Annotated in this window: 13 protein-coding genes; 7 read left to right on the top strand and 6 right to left on the bottom strand. The window is 71.1% G+C overall.

Going from position 1 to position 14,985, the window contains the following annotated elements:
* Positions 1-8: 8 nt before the first annotated feature.
* The gene (sucB, locus tag QC180_RS26085; RefSeq protein ID WP_278265470.1) at positions 9-1,772 is read right to left on the bottom strand and encodes a 2-oxoglutarate dehydrogenase, E2 component, dihydrolipoamide succinyltransferase; all 1,764 of its coding nucleotides are present in this window, start codon (positions 1,770-1,772) and stop codon (positions 9-11) included.
* A gap of 257 nt (positions 1,773-2,029) precedes the next feature.
* Between sucB and QC180_RS26090 the strand changes: the two genes are divergently transcribed.
* Entirely contained in the window at positions 2,030-2,377 is a 348-nt protein-coding gene (locus tag QC180_RS26090; RefSeq protein ID WP_278265471.1) for an oxidoreductase, read from the top strand.
* Here QC180_RS26090 and QC180_RS26095 read toward each other — a convergent pair whose 3' ends face one another.
* The gene (locus QC180_RS26095) at positions 2,378-3,889 is read right to left on the bottom strand and encodes a leucyl aminopeptidase (protein ID WP_278265472.1); all 1,512 of its coding nucleotides are present in this window, start codon (positions 3,887-3,889) and stop codon (positions 2,378-2,380) included. It abuts the gene before it with no gap.
* Positions 3,890-3,998: 109 nt separating this feature from the next.
* Between QC180_RS26095 and QC180_RS26100 the strand changes: the two genes are divergently transcribed.
* From QC180_RS26100 to QC180_RS26115, 4 genes are read left to right on the top strand one after another with little or no spacing between them, the layout of a single operon-like run.
* Positions 3,999-4,790: a hypothetical protein gene (locus tag QC180_RS26100; RefSeq protein WP_278265473.1), complete on the top strand. Its 792-nt coding sequence runs from the start codon at positions 3,999-4,001 to the stop codon at positions 4,788-4,790.
* The gene (locus QC180_RS26105; RefSeq protein ID WP_278265474.1) at positions 4,787-5,872 is read left to right on the top strand and encodes a hypothetical protein; all 1,086 of its coding nucleotides are present in this window, start codon (positions 4,787-4,789) and stop codon (positions 5,870-5,872) included. The genes QC180_RS26100 and QC180_RS26105 overlap by 4 nt, the downstream gene beginning before the upstream one ends.
* Positions 5,869-7,350, top strand: a complete 1,482-nt coding sequence (locus tag QC180_RS26110; RefSeq protein ID WP_278265475.1) for a hypothetical protein — start codon at positions 5,869-5,871, stop codon at positions 7,348-7,350. Before QC180_RS26105 ends, QC180_RS26110 begins: the two co-directional genes overlap by 4 nt.
* Positions 7,347-8,651 carry an AAA domain-containing protein gene (locus QC180_RS26115; protein WP_278265476.1) on the top strand — a complete coding sequence of 435 codons (1,305 nt, stop codon included), beginning with the start codon at positions 7,347-7,349 and terminating at the stop codon, positions 8,649-8,651. The genes QC180_RS26110 and QC180_RS26115 overlap by 4 nt, the downstream gene beginning before the upstream one ends.
* Positions 8,652-8,658: 7 nt before the next feature.
* On the opposite strand, the gene QC180_RS26120 is transcribed toward QC180_RS26115, so the two are convergent.
* The 3 genes from QC180_RS26120 to QC180_RS26130 all read right to left on the bottom strand — a co-directional run bounded on the left by QC180_RS26120 (position 8,659) and on the right by QC180_RS26130 (position 12,764).
* Positions 8,659-10,221, bottom strand: a complete 1,563-nt coding sequence (locus QC180_RS26120; RefSeq protein ID WP_278265477.1) for a serine/threonine-protein kinase — start codon at positions 10,219-10,221, stop codon at positions 8,659-8,661.
* A gap of 56 nt (positions 10,222-10,277) precedes the next feature.
* Complete coding sequence (locus QC180_RS26125; protein WP_278265478.1) at positions 10,278-12,227, bottom strand: GMC family oxidoreductase N-terminal domain-containing protein; 1,950 nt, start codon at positions 12,225-12,227, stop codon at positions 10,278-10,280.
* Between the two features lie 111 nt (positions 12,228-12,338).
* Positions 12,339-12,764 carry a carboxypeptidase-like regulatory domain-containing protein gene (locus tag QC180_RS26130; RefSeq protein WP_278265479.1) on the bottom strand — a complete coding sequence of 142 codons (426 nt, stop codon included), beginning with the start codon at positions 12,762-12,764 and terminating at the stop codon, positions 12,339-12,341.
* 253 nt (positions 12,765-13,017) lie between these two features.
* Here QC180_RS26130 and msrA point away from each other — a divergent pair, with 253 nt between their 5' ends.
* Both msrA and QC180_RS30275 read left to right on the top strand, forming a co-directional pair.
* Positions 13,018-13,518 carry a peptide-methionine (S)-S-oxide reductase MsrA gene (gene msrA, locus QC180_RS26135; protein WP_375937930.1) on the top strand — a complete coding sequence of 167 codons (501 nt, stop codon included), beginning with the start codon at positions 13,018-13,020 and terminating at the stop codon, positions 13,516-13,518.
* 96 nt (positions 13,519-13,614) lie between these two features.
* Positions 13,615-14,616: a DUF2189 domain-containing protein gene (locus QC180_RS30275; protein ID WP_347567356.1), complete on the top strand. Its 1,002-nt coding sequence runs from the start codon at positions 13,615-13,617 to the stop codon at positions 14,614-14,616.
* Positions 14,617-14,667: 51 nt separating this feature from the next.
* On the opposite strand, the gene QC180_RS26145 is transcribed toward QC180_RS30275, so the two are convergent.
* Positions 14,668-14,916: a hypothetical protein gene (locus QC180_RS26145; RefSeq protein WP_278265481.1), complete on the bottom strand. Its 249-nt coding sequence runs from the start codon at positions 14,914-14,916 to the stop codon at positions 14,668-14,670.
* Positions 14,917-14,985 lie beyond the last annotated feature (69 nt).

Raw genomic sequence — 14,985 nt, forward strand, 5'->3', positions numbered from 1 at the left:
TTCCCCGACTACAGGCCGAGATCGGCCTCGAACGCCGAGTCTTCGAGCCGGTTCTTGATGGTGGTGAGGAAACGACCCGCGTCGGCACCGTCGATGAGGCGGTGATCGTAGGTCAGCGGCAGGTACACCATCGAGCGGACACCGATGGACTCGCTGCCGTTCTCGTCGGTCACCACCACCGGGCGCTTGACGATCGCGCCCGTGCCGAGCATGGCCGCCTGCGGCGGAACCAGGATCGGAGTGTCGAACAGCGCGCCCTCGGAGCCGATGTTGGTGATGGTGAAGGTGCCGCCGGACAGCTCGTCCGGCTTCAGACCACCGGTGCGGGCGCGGTGGGCGATGTCGGCGATCGCGCGGGCCAGCCCGGCCAGCGACAGGTCGCTGGCGTTGTGGATGACCGGCGAGAGCAGACCCTGCTCGGTGTCGACCGCGATACCCAGGTGCACCGACGCGTGGTAGGTGATCTCCTTGGTGTCCTCGTTGTAGGAGGCGTTCACGTTCGGGTGCACCCCGAGGGCCTCGACCACGGCCTTGGCGAAGAACGGCAGGTACGTCAGGTTGACGCCCTCGCGCGACTTGAACGAGGCCTTGGCCAGCTGGCGCAGATGCGCGATCTTGGTGACGTCGGCCTCGTGGACCTGGGTCAGCTGCGCGGTGCTCTGCAGCGATTCGCGCGTCTTGGTCGCGGTGATCTGCCGGATGCGGCTGGCCTTCTGCGTGGTGCCGACCAGACCGGCCAGCTTCGGCGCGGCCGATTCCTTGGCCGCGGGCGCGGCCGGTGCGGCGGCCGGAGCGGCCGAGGGCGCGGGCGCCTTGGCGGCCTCGGCGGCGGCGAGCACGTCCTGCTTGCGGATGCGGCCGCCGACGCCGGAACCCTTGATGCTCGACAGATCGACGTTGTTCTCGTCGGCCAGCTTGCGCACCAGCGGGGTGACGTACGGGGTGCTGCCGTTGGCCGAGGCCGACGGGGCCGCGGCGGGCTTCGCGGCCGGAGCCGGAGCGGGCTTCGGGGCGGGCTCGGGCTCGGGCTTCGGGGCGGGCGCCGCGGCGGCGGGCTCGGGCTTCGGCGCCGGAGCGGGCTCGGGCTTCGGGGCGGGTTGCGGCTCGGGCTCGGGGGCCGGGGCGGGTGCGGCGGCGGGCGAACCGCTGCCGATCACGCCCAGCTGGCCACCGACGGCGACGATGTCGTCCTCCTGCGCCGAGATCTCGAGCAGCGTGCCCGCGACGGGCGAGGGGATCTCGGTGTCGACCTTGTCGGTGGACACCTCGAGCAGCGGCTCGTCGACGGCGACGTCGTCACCGACGGCCTTGAGCCACCGGGTCACGGTGCCCTCGGTGACCGACTCGCCCAGTTCGGGCATCTTCACCGGGGTGCCGGAGGCGGCGGCGGGCGCGGCGGCCGGGGCCTGCTCGGCCGCGGGGGCCTGCTCGGCCTGGGGGGCCGGGGTGGGCTCGGGTTCGGGGGTGGGCTCGGGAGCCGCGGCGGGTTCGGCGGGGGCGGCGGGCGCGGCGGGCGCGGACGCGGCGGCTTCGCCGGGCTCGCTGATCACACCGAGCTCACCGCCGACCTCGACGATGTCGTCTTCCTGGGCCACGATCTTCGACAGCACACCGGCGGTCGGCGACGGGATCTCGGTATCGACTTTGTCGGTGGAGACTTCGAGCAGCGGTTCGTCGACTTCGACCGTGTCTCCTTCCTGCTTCAGCCACCTGGTCACCGTTCCCTCGGTGACGCTCTCACCAAGAGCTGGCATCTGGACGGAGAAGGCCATGTCCTCTGTCTCCTCTGACTGTTAGACGGGTAATACAACAGTGCTTCGACCCCGGCAGACACCCGTCGCGGGTCGCGGCGTTCGTCCACCCCGCCGTCACGGTGAGGCGTTCGGGAATCGTCGGTTTCTTGTTCCGGCAACCATCCTTGCACTCGCGCGCCGACGGCGGAGCGCTGGGCGGCGATACGGGCGGAGCTGGCACCATGGAATGTACGGCGGTGAGCAGAATTCCGCCGCGACGGCGGAGGTCGCTACCGATGGGTTTGCTGGATCGTTTCCGCGGCGGGCGCCGCACGAGCAGGAACGTCGCCCGTGGGTACGCCGCGGAACTCGACGCGCTCGCGGAGTGGGCGCGCGCCCGGCGCGGCGTGGAGGCGTTCGTCGAACCGAAAACGACTGTGACCGATGTCACAGCGGTGCTGGTGGCCGCGGATGGGGAATGGACCCGCCGCGTCGTCGGCGAGCGCGGGGCGCGACGGCTGGCCGGAGTACTGCGGATTCCGGTGTACGACGTGAACCGGACCGGGTACCCGCAGCGGATGCGCGACTACGACGCCCGCCGCCGCGTCGAGCGGCGGCGGGAACGCGAAGCACGCGACGAGTGACTACTCGGCGCCGATCTGCTCGATCACGGTGATGAGTGTGCGCACCGGCACCCCGGTGCCGCCCTTGCCGATGTAGCCGAACGGCCCGCCGGTGTTGTAGGCCGGACCGGCCACGTCCAGGTGCGCCCACTGCACGCCCTCGGGCACGAACTCCTTGAGGAACAGCGCCGCCGAGAGCATGCCGCCCCAGCGGTGCGGCGCGACATTGGCCAGGTCGGCGACCTTGGAATTGATGTCGGCGCGCAGTTCGGCGGGCATGGGCATGGCCCAGCCGTGCTCGCCGACCGCGCGCGAGGTGGCCGCGACGCGGTCGCGGAACTCCTCGGTGCCCAGCACGCCCGGGGTGCGGGTGCCCAGGGCGACCATCTGGGCGCCGGTGAGAGTGGCGACGTCGATCAGGTAGTCGGGCTCGTCCTCGGCGGCGCGCACGATCGCGTCGGCCAGGATGAGCCTGCCCTCGGCGTCGGTGTTGATGACCTCGACGGTGGTGCCGCCGTACTGGGTGAGCACGTCGCCGGGGCGCTGCGCGGTGGCCGAGGGCATGTTCTCGGCCATCGGCACCGTCGCGGTGACGGTGACCGGCAGCCCGAGCCGCGCGGCCAGCAGCACTGTCGCGATGACCGCCGCCGCCCCGGCCATGTCGGAGGTCATGTTCTCCATATTGGCGGCGGGCTTGATGGAGATGCCGCCGGTGTCGAAGGTGATGCCCTTGCCGACCAGCGCGATCTTCTTCGGGCCGCCCGCGTAGTGGATGCGCACCAGCCGCGGCGGGCGCGAGGAGCCCTGGCCGACGCCGATGATGCCGCCGTAACCGGCTGCGGCCAGCGCGTTCTCGTCGAGCACCTCGACCTCGAGCCCGGCGGCCTCGGCCAGCACGCGGGCGCGCTCGGCGAACTCGGCCGGGTACAGCGCGCTGGGCGGGGTGTTGACGAAATCGCGCGCGGTGGCGACGGCCTCGGCCACCAGCTGGGCGCGCAGCAGCTCCAGCACGCCGAATTCCGGTTCGGGCACCAGCAGTTCGACGCGCAGCACCGGCTGCTCGTCGGGCTTGGGTGCGCTCTTGGCCGACTTGAACGCGCTGAAGGTGTAGGCGCCCAGGTAGAAACCCTCGGCCGCGGCGCCCAGGTCGATCCCCGACAGGGTGCTGGCGACGAGTTCGGTCCCGGCGAGCGCTCGGCCCGCCACGCCCGCGCTGCGGCGGACCTGTTCGGCGTCGATCTTCTCGGCCGCGCCGAGCCCGACGGCGAGCACGCTGGTGACATCGGCCAGCAGCGCGGGCGCGGGCACCCGGGTGAGCTCTTCGGGCTTGCCCTTGGCGCCCACCGCGCCCAGCGCGTCGAGCAGTTCCGCGCGGACCTCGGGGGTGAGCACATCGCTGAACAGGTCGGCCGGAACGATGGCGGGCCCGTTCTCCGAGGAGGTCAATCCGATCACCAGCACATCGGTATCCGGAGAGAGGGTCTCGATGCGTGCCAGTTCCGGTCCGAGTGAACGATCTGCAGCTGCGGTCATCGCCCCAGGTTATTCGGTGACCCGACCCGGCCGCACACTTCGCCTCCGCGCGACGAAAAATACTGGCATTCACTGGACAATACTGGTAGCTGTGGATACGCTCCGACGCGTGACGGACTCGGCCGAGGAGCTGGAGGCGCGCATCAGCGGATTGCGGGCCGAGGTGCGCCGGGCCGCCGCGTCCGGCGACCGGGCCGCGGCCCGCCAGTTGCGGGCGCGCCTGCGACAGGCCGAAACCGACTGGGACACCGTGGTACTCGGGTCGATGCCGGAGGAACCCGAGCAGGTCGAGGCGCCCGGGGTGCCGGTGCGCGAGCATGTGCACCGCGCGCTGACGCTGCTGTCGGTGCCGTCCTCGCCGAAACTGGTGCTGGCCACCCACGACGCGTTCTTCTCCGGGGAGTTGCTGCCCGCGCGGCTCACCAGCCTGCGCCGCGACGAGGAACGTTCCTTCCGCTCGGCGCCCTATTCGCGGCCGTACTACCTGTGCGCCGCGCTCACCACCGATCTGCTGGCGCCCGCGCGCGGGCTGATGGCGGTGAGTTCCTGGCCGCTGGAACGGCGGATGGTCGGACCGCTCAGTCCCCGGGTGGACCTGCTGGTCTCGGCGATCCGGCTCGCCGAACACCTCGCGGCGCAGCCTGCCACGGAATCGGCGGGCAGGCGCGTACTGTGGCGGCTCGCCGTCTCGATCCCCGGCGTGCGCGGCGCGCCGGACGCGCTCGACCCGGCGACGGTGATCGACGCGGCGCGAAGGGAACTGGCGGTGCACGAGGACGAGGACGCGCGGCAGCGGCGCGACGCCGCGCACCGGGCGGCCGACCAGCTCGCGGAACCGGCCGCGCAACTATTCGGTGTCCGGCTCGGCGTGGCCGACCGGCGACGGATCGAGGTGAAATGAGCACTCTCGCGGCACAGTTGGATCAGTTGCGCGGCGCGGCGCCCGCGACCAGGCACAATGCCCGCACCATCGCCGCCTTGACGGCCAACCCGGGCTGCGCCCGCCGCGCCCTGCTCGACGCGGCCGCGGTGGACAAGACCGCCATCGCCCAGTCTCTGGGTTTCCCACCGCAATTCGGCCAGTCGCAGTTCGCCATCACCCGTGGCAATGCCTTCGAGTCGATGGTCAAGGCCAACGGCTGCGCCGAACTGCTGGCGCTGCTGCGTGACAAGCTCGGGCTCACCGTGCCCGAAGTCGCCTACCACGACCTGAACTCGGTCGCCGAGAACACCGGCAACGCGGTGCGCTACCAGCGCACCAAGCAGTTGCTGAAGAGCACCATCGAGGCCGGGGACGGCACCCTGTTCGATCACCCGATGCTGCGCCTGGACATCGCCGGAGCCACCGCGTATCTGGAACCCGATGTGGTGGCGGTGCAGCTCGACGGCAAGTTCCACGTCGTCGAGATCAAGGCGTTCCCGGTGATCGACGGGCAGGCCGATCCGGCGCAGGTCGCGGCGGCCGCGCGGCAGTCGGCGGTGTACGTCATCGCGTTGCGCGAATTGATGAGCGCGATCGGGCAGTCACCGGAGCTGGTGTCGCACCAGGTGATCCTGGTGTGCGCCAAGGACTTCAGCAACCGGCCGACGGCCGAACTGGTCGACCTGCGCAAGCAGCTGGCGGTGGTGGGCAGGCAGCTCACCCGGCTCACCGCCATTCCCGAACTGCTCGAGCTGTTGCCGCCGGAGGCCACCTTCGCGCCCGGTGAGGGCCTGGAGAAGACCGTCGCGGCCATCCCCGCGCGCTACGCGCCCGAGTGCATGTCGAGCTGCGAGTTGGCCTTCGCCTGCCGCGACGAGGCCCGCACCTGCGGTTCGCTGGACGCGCTGGGGCGCGGGGTGTGCGACGAGGTGGGCGGCATCGACAATCTGCACACCGTGCTCGGCCTGGCCGACGGCACCCTGGAGCCGGGGCCCGAGCACGCCGACATCACCGCCGTGCTGCGCACCGCGCACCGGTTGCGGCTGGAGATCGCGGGATGAGCGTGCTGTCGGCGCTGGCCAAGGCCGAGGCCGTGCGTTCGGGGCGGGCGCAGCCGACCGCCGCCGTGCGCCACGTCCACCTGGCCGAGCGGCCGCTGGTGGCGGTGCCGTTGCGGCTGGCGGGGGAGGCCGCCGCGCCGCTGGCGATCATGATCGGCACCGCGCCCGGCGACCAGAACGTGCTCACCGTGCCCCAGCCCCGCGACCGGGTGCTGCGCCTGCGCTTCATCGAACAGCTCGCCGACGTGGTCCTGCCGTACCTGGCCTCGTTCCTGACCGAGGTCGAGGAGCTGACCAGCAAGGCGGGCGAGACCTACACCCGCGCCCTGGACGCCCCACAACTGTGGACCCCCAACCCCGGCGGCCAGCACTTCCTCGCGCTGCTGGGCCGCTCGGTGCGCTTCCACCGCACCGACGGCGACAACCCGGTCCCGGCCGCCGTTCCGCTGCTGGGCCGCTGGCTCACCTGGTTCGGTGACCGCGCCGAACACCCCGGTTCGGCGGTGCTGCCCGCGCTGACCTCGGTGCTCGCCGCGCACTGGGCCTCGGGCCAATCCTCGCTCGAGGACGGCAATCTCGCCGCCCTGCTGGGCTGGATCGACCCGCCACGCGGACTCACCGGCGCCGAGGCCGCCGCCCTGGCCGAGGACCCGCTGCGCTCGCCGCCCGCCGGACCGGCCACCGACCCCGGCTTCGACAACGAGGAACTCGCCCCGCTGATCGCCGCCTACAACGCCGCCGCCGACGACACGGCCCGCTCGGTGGCGGCCGAACGGTTGGAACGCTCGCTGCGGGGTCAGCTCGAACCCACCTGGCGGCTCATGTGGCGCGGAATCGAGTTGCTGCGCGCGCTGCCCGAGGGTGCCAGCGTGGAGACCCGCTGGACCGACGATCGCGGCGCCTTCTCCTATTTCGCGACCGAACTGGCCGAGGGCACCCCGCAGTCGCGCCGCGACCCGGCCGTGCGCGCGGTGCGCAAACTGCTGCAACGCGAGCGCGCGCTCGAAGCGCTCCAGGCCCAGTGCGCCTTCGACGATCCGCTGCTCATGCTCGAACACCGCGTCTCCGGCGCGGCCTTCCGCGGCACCGTGGTGCACAGCGAACCCGAACGGCTCGACCGCTCCGGCGCCCGCCCGAAACTGCGCCCGCACATCCACCTCCGCACCTCCGACCCGTTCACCGCTGTCCTCGGTGAGGAACTGACCTGCGTGGAACGCCCCAAGCAGTCCGGGGTGGTGGTCGAGATCGACGGCGACACCCTGGTGCTCGAACTGTCCGGCGGGATGGGCCGCAAGCTCGTGCCCGAGCCGGGCAGCGTCCCCGCCACCGAGGACGAACTCGGCTTCGCGCGCTTCACCCCGTCGCCGTTCACCGGCCAGCTGAATCTGCCCGCCCGCGAGGACACCCCGTGGACCCACGGCGGCCCGCCGCCGGAATACGCGCACGACGCCACCGACGACGGAGAGGACCCACTGTGACCAGCCCGGATCAGGCCGTCGCCGACATCCTCACCGATCTGCGCGACGCGAGTCATCGCGCGCTGGTGGTCGACTCTCCGCCCGGCGCGGGCAAATCCACGCTGGTGGTGCGCGCGGCCCGGCAGCTCGCCGAGGACGACGAGCAGCGGATGATCGTGGCCCAGACCAACGAACAGGTCGACGACCTCATCGACCGGCTCGCCGGGGCCGACCCGGCCCTGCGCATCGGCCGGTTGTCCAGCGCGGCCTACGTGGTGAGCGACCGCGTCGAGCAGCACGGCAATGTCCGGGTGGCCACCAAGCCCGCCGATCTCGCCGACCGCGTCATCGTCATCGGCACGGCGGCCAAGTGGGCCACCGTCACCGAGGGCAGTTGGTCGCACGCCATCATCGACGAGGCGTACCAGATGCGCTCGGACATGTTGCTGCGCATCGCGAATCGCTTCGATCGCGGCCTGTTCGTGGGCGACCCCGGCCAGCTCGACCCGTTCGCCACCGTGGAGACCGCGCGCTGGGCGGGCCTGACCTGGGACCCGACCATGAGCGCGGTGAGCGTGATGCTGGCCAACAACGACAACATCCCCACCCATCGGCTGCCGGTGTCGTGGCGGCTGCCCGCCACCGCAGCACCGGTGGTGTCGACGGCGTTCTATCCGTTCACCCCCTTCCAGTCGGGGACCGGATTCGGTGATCGCCGCATGGAATTCGGTACGCGGGGCCTGGGCGGTCCGGTCGACGCGGTGCTCGAGGAGGCGGCCGCAACCGGCTGGGGCTGGTACGAACTCCCGGCCCGGCACACCCTGCGCACCGACCGGGAGGCGGTCAGCGCGCTCGCCGCCCTCGCCGCCCGGCTGATCGAGCGCGGCGCGACCGCGCATTCGGAGGCGGGCAGCAGGCCGGTGACCGTCGACCGGGTGGCCATCGGCACCGCGCATCGCGACCAGGCCGACGCGGTCCGCGTGGCACTGCGGGGCACAGCGGCCGAGCCGGTCACCGTCGACACCGCCAACCGCCTACAGGGCCGCGAATACGACGTCACCCTCGTGCTGCATCCGCTCTCCGGGCGGCGCGACGCGAGCGCCTTCCACCTGGAGGCGGGGCGGTTGTGCGTGCTCGCGTCCCGCCATCGGCACGCGTGCATCGTGGTGGGGCGCGCGGGGATTCCCGAATTGCTCGACGCGCACCCGTCGGCCGAACCGGTGCATCTCGGTGTGCCGGTGAAGTTCCCGGACGGGTGGGAGGCGAACCAGGCGGTGCTGAGTCATCTGGCCGAGCATCGGGTGCGCGCGGCGGCGCACTGAGCGAGGGTCAGTATCGCGGCTGGTCGAGCCAGCGTGCGGTGCCTTTGGAACGGGCCGCGAGGATGGTGAGGGCGGGCAGGATCGCGACGCAGAGTCCGGCGATGATCCAGCTGGAGTCACCGTCGGTGAGGCTCATGCCCGCCATGACGAAGGCGAACAGCAGCAACATGGTCGCGCCGAGCAGCGTGAAGATCCGGCCCGCCCGGCGGCGCAGGAACAGCGCGACCGCGCCGATGAGCGAGAGGACCGAAGGCGGTAGCAGCAGGCCGACCGCGCCCATGGTCATCCACAGATCCTGGGTGTAGGTCAGCGAACCGGTGCGGTAGCCGGTGTCGTCCGGGTGCATGGAGACCAGATGCCCCAGCATGGACAGCCCGATGAAACCGCTGCCCAGGCCGATCAGGACGGCGAGCACGGCGGCCGTCTTGGCGTCGCCACCGGGCACCTTCGGCGCGGGACCGTAGCCGGGCCCGGAGGGGTACCGGGGTGCGTACCCGGGTCGCAACCCAGGGCCACCGGCCGGAGTGTGCTGCGGAATCCCCGGTGTCAGCGGGTGTCCGGCAGAAGACGTGTGGCCGGGTTGCTGGGCGTATCCCTGCGGTAGTGCGTGGCCGTCGGCGGACAGGTGGCCGGGGCGCTGTGCGTATCCCGGCGACAGCGGATGTCCGCTGGAGGGGGTATGTGCGGCTGGTGTCGCATGGCCGCCCGCCGGGGTGTGGCTGTTGGGTGGCGTCGGAAAGGTGTTGTGCAGCAGTGCTTCCCGCGCGACGGTGACGAACTCGCGGCAGCTGGCGAAGCGGTCGTCGCGACGTTTGGCCATCGCCCGCGCCAGCACCGCGTCCAGTGCGGCGGGTAGTCCCGGCCGCACCCCGGTCAGCGGCGGGACCGGCTGGGAGAGGTGTCCGGCGATCACCTGCGCCGGATTGGTGGCCGGGAACGGTGGTTGCCCGGCCAGCAGCATGTACAGCGTGCACGCCAGCGAGTACTGGTCGCTACGCGCGTCGACCACCTCGCCGGAGAGCTGTTCGGGGGAGGCGTAGGCCAGGGTCGCGGTGAAGGTGCCGGTGGCGGTGAGTTTGGTATCGGCCTCGACCAAGCGGGCTATGCCGAAATCGGTGAGCAGGGCCCGGGATTCGGTCCCGTCGGGTGCCGAGACCAGGATGTTGGCGGGTTTCACGTCGCGGTGCAGTACGCCGTGGCGGTGCGCGTAGTCCAGGGCCTCGGCGGTCTCGGCCACGTAGCGCAGCAGCTGTTCGGGCGGGGTCCGTGGGTCGAGGCGGGTGGCGTCGGTGCCCTCGACGAAACGCATGGAGATCCACAGGTGTCCGTCGTGGGTGCCGCGGTCGTAGACGCCGACGATGCCGGGATGGTCCAGGCCAGCGACGATGTCGGCCTCCTGCTCGAAGCGGCGACGCAGTTCGGGATCGTCGGACACCGACCGGTTGAGCAGCTTGAGCGCGACCGTGCGCGGCAGGCGCGGATGCCGGGCCCGGTAGACCGTGCCCATCCCGCCCTGCCCGAGGGTGCCCTCGATGCGATAGCCCGCGAAGGTGTCCTCCACTGCGGTCACCGGGCTCCCCTCCCTGTTTCCGTACCGTGACTCCGGCAGCCTAGCCGGTCACGGGGTCAGGTCAGCCGGGCCGCCAGCCTGCGCGCGTTCATGTATCCGATCGCCTCGATGGTGACCATCGGGTTCACGCCCGGCGCGGTGGGGAAGCTGGAACCGTCGGCCACCACGATGTTGGGCACCTCCCAGGTCGCGCCGTCGGGGTCGGTGGCCGAGCGCGCGGCACTGCCGCCCATGCGCGCCGATCCCATGATGTGCAGGGCGCCCATCGCGCACCGGCCCGGCCCGTATCCGGCCTTCGCGCACGCGGTGTCGAACTCGGCGAGCGAACCGCGCACGCCGGGCTCGAAGGAGACACCCGCCTGATGACCGGAGTAGATCCGTTGCGCGCCCGCGGCTTCGAGGATCGAGGCAGCCCCGACGATCCCGGTGTGCAGATGGGCGGCGTCGTAGTCGGAGAGACGGTATTTCACCACCGGTTCGCCACCGCGATCGATGCCGACGCTGCCCGGATCGCGATCTCGGGTGATCACGCCGATGGAGTTCGTCCGCGCGAAGTCCCGCAGGTTCGCCCGATGCGCCTCGGCGCCACGCCAGTTCAGGAAACCGGTGGCCAGGCCGGGATGCACCGGCCCGGTCTCGTAGATGACGCCGTAACCGTGGCCGTCGAGATCGGCGTGCTGCCTGCTGATGCGCCCCTGCAACGCGCCTTCCCAGGGCCGGATCTCCTCCTCGAACACGCCGAAGACCGCCGCCGCCGGATGCAGCCGCAGGTGTCGCCCGATGTTCTCGTTGCGCAGTCCGGAGCGGCGCAGCAGCGCCGGGGTCTGGATCGCGCCCGCCGCCACGACCACCGCGCGGGCTCGCACCGTGATCTCCACGCCGTCGCCGGTGCGCGCGCTCACCGATTCGGCCCGCCCCGCGCTGACGGTGATCGCGCGGACCTCGGCGTCGACCACCAACCGGGCGCCGTGCGCCGCGGCGTCGGCCAGCCAGGTCTTGGTCGTCGACTGCTTGGCACCCACCCGGCAGCCGTAACCGCAGCGCCCGCACTCGATTCCGGCGTCGCACGCCTCGCTCACATTGCGCGGCAGCGTGCCGACCTCCCAGCCCAGCGCCCGCGCCCCGCGTTCGAGCACACCGTCGCGCGCCGACAGCGGTGACTTGCGCTCGGTCACCCCGAGCCGTCGCCGCACCGCCGCGAGCGCGTCCCCGAACTCGTCGGTGGCGAACTGCGGGACGCCGGTGTCGGCCCACTCGGCGCGCACACGGTCCGGGGTGGGCAGCGAGGTGGTCCAGTTGACGACGGTGCCCCCGCCCAGACAACTGCCCGCCACCAAGGTGAGCTGGCCCTCCGCCGTGGTCGGGGGACCGGGCGCGTAGAGACTGGTCAGGGCGGCCAGCTCGCCGTCGCCGAAGTCCCGGTCGTCGTAGTAGCCGCCGCGTTCGAGCACGACCACGTCCAGGCCCGCCTCGGCCAGCACCGCCGCGGCCGCACCCCCACCGGACCCGACGACCACGACATCGCAGTCCAGGGTGGTGGGCGTGGTGAAGCGCTGCGGGCTGAGCGCGGGCTCGGGGGCGTCCGCCCGTCTGCCCGGCGGCGGTGGATAGCCGATCTGCTTCCACAGTGGATTCTCGCCGGTCGGGCCCGGGGTGACGTTGTAGGCGAGCAATGCGGCCTGTTTGAGGGCTTGGAAGATCGCCCGTGCCGGGGCGAGGCGGGAATCGCCCAGGCGCAGCAGCGCGGCTTCGCGCCGCTGCTGCGACAGAGAGGAGAACCGACGCGGACCGTTGCCGGTGAGCAGGCCCAGCAGCGGGGAGTCCCACAGCCCCAGCAGTAGGGCGAGCTGTTCGCGATCGGCTTCGCGCGGGTTGCGCGCGAGGATTCCGAGGATGGTGTCGACCACGCCCAGCTCGGTCGCGGCGGGGAGCCCGAGGCCGTCACCGGGGAGGAACGTGTCGCAGATCGTGCCCAGCGCGGCGCGTTGTTCGGCTGTCGGCTCCATCCGGAAACCACCCTTCCACTTCTGGGTGATTTGTATCACGGTGGATCGGGTCGTGCTGGCTGTCAACGGGTTTCGGGGCCGGGTGCGTGCCCGGCCCCGAAACCGTGACGATCAGTCCGCGGTCGCCGGGATGAAGTCCTCGGTGCCCGCGGTGAACTGCAGGGTCTTGCGGGTCGACACGGTGAGATCGATATCGGCCGAGGAGATCGACCGGACCGCCGCGTCGCTGGCGTAGGCGGTGATCTGATACCGGCCGGGCTGCAGGGCCCGGAAACTGACCTGCCCGTCGGACCCGGTGGTCAACCGCCGGTGGACGGTGTCGCCGCAGGAGTCGAAGCCGGTGAGCACCACCTTGCCGCCGGGGATCGGACGACGGGAGTCCGAGGTGATCAGCACGGCGTCGATCTGGCCGATGGCCGTGGGGCTGGGTGCGCGTGCCTGGAGGTCGTCCTGGCGGGGCTGGCCGGGTAGCGCGCAGGTCGATTTCTGCGCGACCGAGTCGTCGCGACCGGGATGCGCGTGCGCACTCCCCGCCACGCTCCCGATCAGAACCGCCGCCAGTAGGCCGATCGCCGAACTCCGGGTAACGCCGAACCGTGGCATAGCGCCGTTTTCCTCCTTTTCCTCGGTGACACCGGGTACGCGTGGACACGCGCGAGGTAACGCTCGGGCGGCAACCTTACTGTCGGGAATTTTCGGGGGGTCATCCGGAGTTCTCCAGGAGACGGTTGTGGCCGAAGTCCGCCAACCGCGCCGCTCTCATCGAGGAGGAGACGTGACCGAAACCCGTATGGCGATTCTGGCCGGTGGTTGCTTCTGGGGAATGCAGGAGTTGATCCGCCGTCAACCGGGTGTGCTCACGACCCGGGTCGGCTATACCGGTGGACGCAATGATCACCCCACCTACCGCAATCATCCCGGACACGCGGAGGCCGTGGAGATCGTCTACGACCCCGCCGTGACCGATTACCGGGCGCTGCTCGAGTTCCTGTTCCAGATCCATGACCCCACCACCCGCGACCGGCAGGGCAACGACATCGGTTCGAGCTATCGATCGGCCATTTTCTATCTCGACGAGGACCAGCGCCGCATCGCCCTGGACACCATCGCCGATGTGGACGCCTCGGGTCTGTGGCCGGGCAAGGTCGTCACCGAGGTGACCCCGGCCAGCACCTTCTGGGACGCCGAGCCCGAACACCAGGACTACCTGCGGCGCTACCCCGACGGCTACACCTGCCACTTCCCGCGCCCGGGCTGGAAACTGCCCAAGCGGGAAAACGCCGGGAACTGACTCGCCGCGCCCACTCATATCCATATGCCATGATCGGCGGTGTCTGCTCATAAATAGGCGGCCGCGGCCGTCCAGTCGATGAGGGGTGCGATTCGAATGACGTATGGCCAGCAGCAACCCGGCTATCCACCGGCCGGGCCGAAACTCGGCGTCGGCGACGCGATCGGGTACGGGTGGAACAAATTCAAGGACAACGCGGTGGTGTGGGTGGCCATCGTGCTGGTCGCAGTCCTGATCCAGGTGGTCCTGAATTTCGTGTTCAACCTCGGCAACACCGATACCGACAGTGACGGCGCCGTCGTCATCGGATTCGGGATCTGGCAGCTGATCGGCACGGTCGTGACCACGATCGTGGGCTACCTGATCTCGGCGGCCCTGGTGCGCGGCGCGCTGCACGAAACCGACGGGCGCAAACCGACATTCGGTGATTTCTTCCAGTTCAGCAGAGTCGGCGTGATCATTCTGGCGGGCCTGCTGGTGGGTCTGGCGACCGGTATCGGCCTGCTGCTGTGCATTCTGCCGGGTATCGTCATCGCGTTCTTCACCTGGTGGACGATGCAATTCGTGATCGACCGGGATCAGGACGCGGTCACCGCGATCAAATCCAGTTTCTCGGCGATCTCGGGCAATGCGGGTCCGCTGCTGTTGCTGGCGCTGGCCTTGTTCGGCATCAATGTGCTTGGCGCGATTCCGTGCGGCCTCGGTCTGCTGGTGACGATTCCGCTCACGATCATCGCCTCGACCTACGCCTACCGCGTGGTCACCGGTGGTCCGGTGGCGGGTGCGGCGGCGACACCGGAGCCGGGCTACCCGCAGCAGTACGGCGGGCCCGAGGGTGGGTTCGGTGGTCAGCCGGGCTATGGCGGTCCGGCCGGTGGTCAGCCGGGGTACGGCGGCCCCGCGGGCGGTCAGCCCGGGTACGGCGGTCCGGCCGGTGGCCAGCCCGGGTACGGCGGCCCCGCGGGTGGTCAGCCGGGATACGGTGCGCCGGGGTACGGCGGTCCGGCCGAGGGCGGCCCGGGGTATGGCGGGCCGGGGTCCGGTCCGGATCTGGGCAAGCCGGGCGAGCCAGGCCTGGGCGGTCCCGAAAACCGCTGACGGACAATGGAGAAGGGGCGCGCGAGTCCTCGCGCGCCCCTTCTCCATGCTCTACTCGCAGCCGTACCCGTCGCCGTCGCGGTCCAGGCCGTACTCGTCGGGACCGATGACCCGGACCGGGCCGGTGTAGACGGGGCCGTTGCCGCTGCCGCCCTCGCAGTCGACATCGCTGACGATCGGCAGGCAGGGGGTGTACGAGCTGTGGCAGTTGGCGGGCTGCGCGGTGGCCACGGCCGGGGCCGCGATCGCGAAGGCGAAGGCCGCGACGGCGGCGGACGCGAGGGTGACAGCGAGTTTCATGGTGCTCCGTTCAGTTGTACAGCGGAGCAGAGTGTTTCACGCGTGGCCGATTTGCCGGAAATCTGCGGA

Origin of the sequence: Nocardia anocheti, from assembly GCF_029675105.1 — a bacterium.
Classification (GTDB): domain Bacteria; phylum Actinomycetota; class Actinomycetes; order Mycobacteriales; family Mycobacteriaceae; genus Nocardia.

Excerpts from the sequence above, each read along its gene's own strand:
- sucB (WP_278265470.1), bottom strand. The coding sequence starts at position 1,772 with ATGGCCTTCTCCGTCCAGATGCCAGCTCTTGGTGAGAGCGTCACCGAG.
- QC180_RS26090 (WP_278265471.1), top strand. The coding sequence starts at position 2,030 with ATGGGTTTGCTGGATCGTTTCCGCGGCGGGCGCCGCACGAGCAGGAAC.
- QC180_RS26095 (WP_278265472.1), bottom strand. The coding sequence starts at position 3,889 with ATGACCGCAGCTGCAGATCGTTCACTCGGACCGGAACTGGCACGCATC.
- QC180_RS26105 (WP_278265474.1), top strand. The coding sequence starts at position 4,787 with ATGAGCACTCTCGCGGCACAGTTGGATCAGTTGCGCGGCGCGGCGCCC.
- QC180_RS26110 (WP_278265475.1), top strand. The coding sequence starts at position 5,869 with ATGAGCGTGCTGTCGGCGCTGGCCAAGGCCGAGGCCGTGCGTTCGGGG.
- QC180_RS26125 (WP_278265478.1), bottom strand. The coding sequence starts at position 12,227 with ATGGAGCCGACAGCCGAACAACGCGCCGCGCTGGGCACGATCTGCGAC.
- msrA (WP_375937930.1), top strand. The coding sequence starts at position 13,018 with ATGGCGATTCTGGCCGGTGGTTGCTTCTGGGGAATGCAGGAGTTGATC.
- QC180_RS30275 (WP_347567356.1), top strand. The coding sequence starts at position 13,615 with ATGACGTATGGCCAGCAGCAACCCGGCTATCCACCGGCCGGGCCGAAA.
- QC180_RS26145 (WP_278265481.1), bottom strand. The coding sequence starts at position 14,916 with ATGAAACTCGCTGTCACCCTCGCGTCCGCCGCCGTCGCGGCCTTCGCC.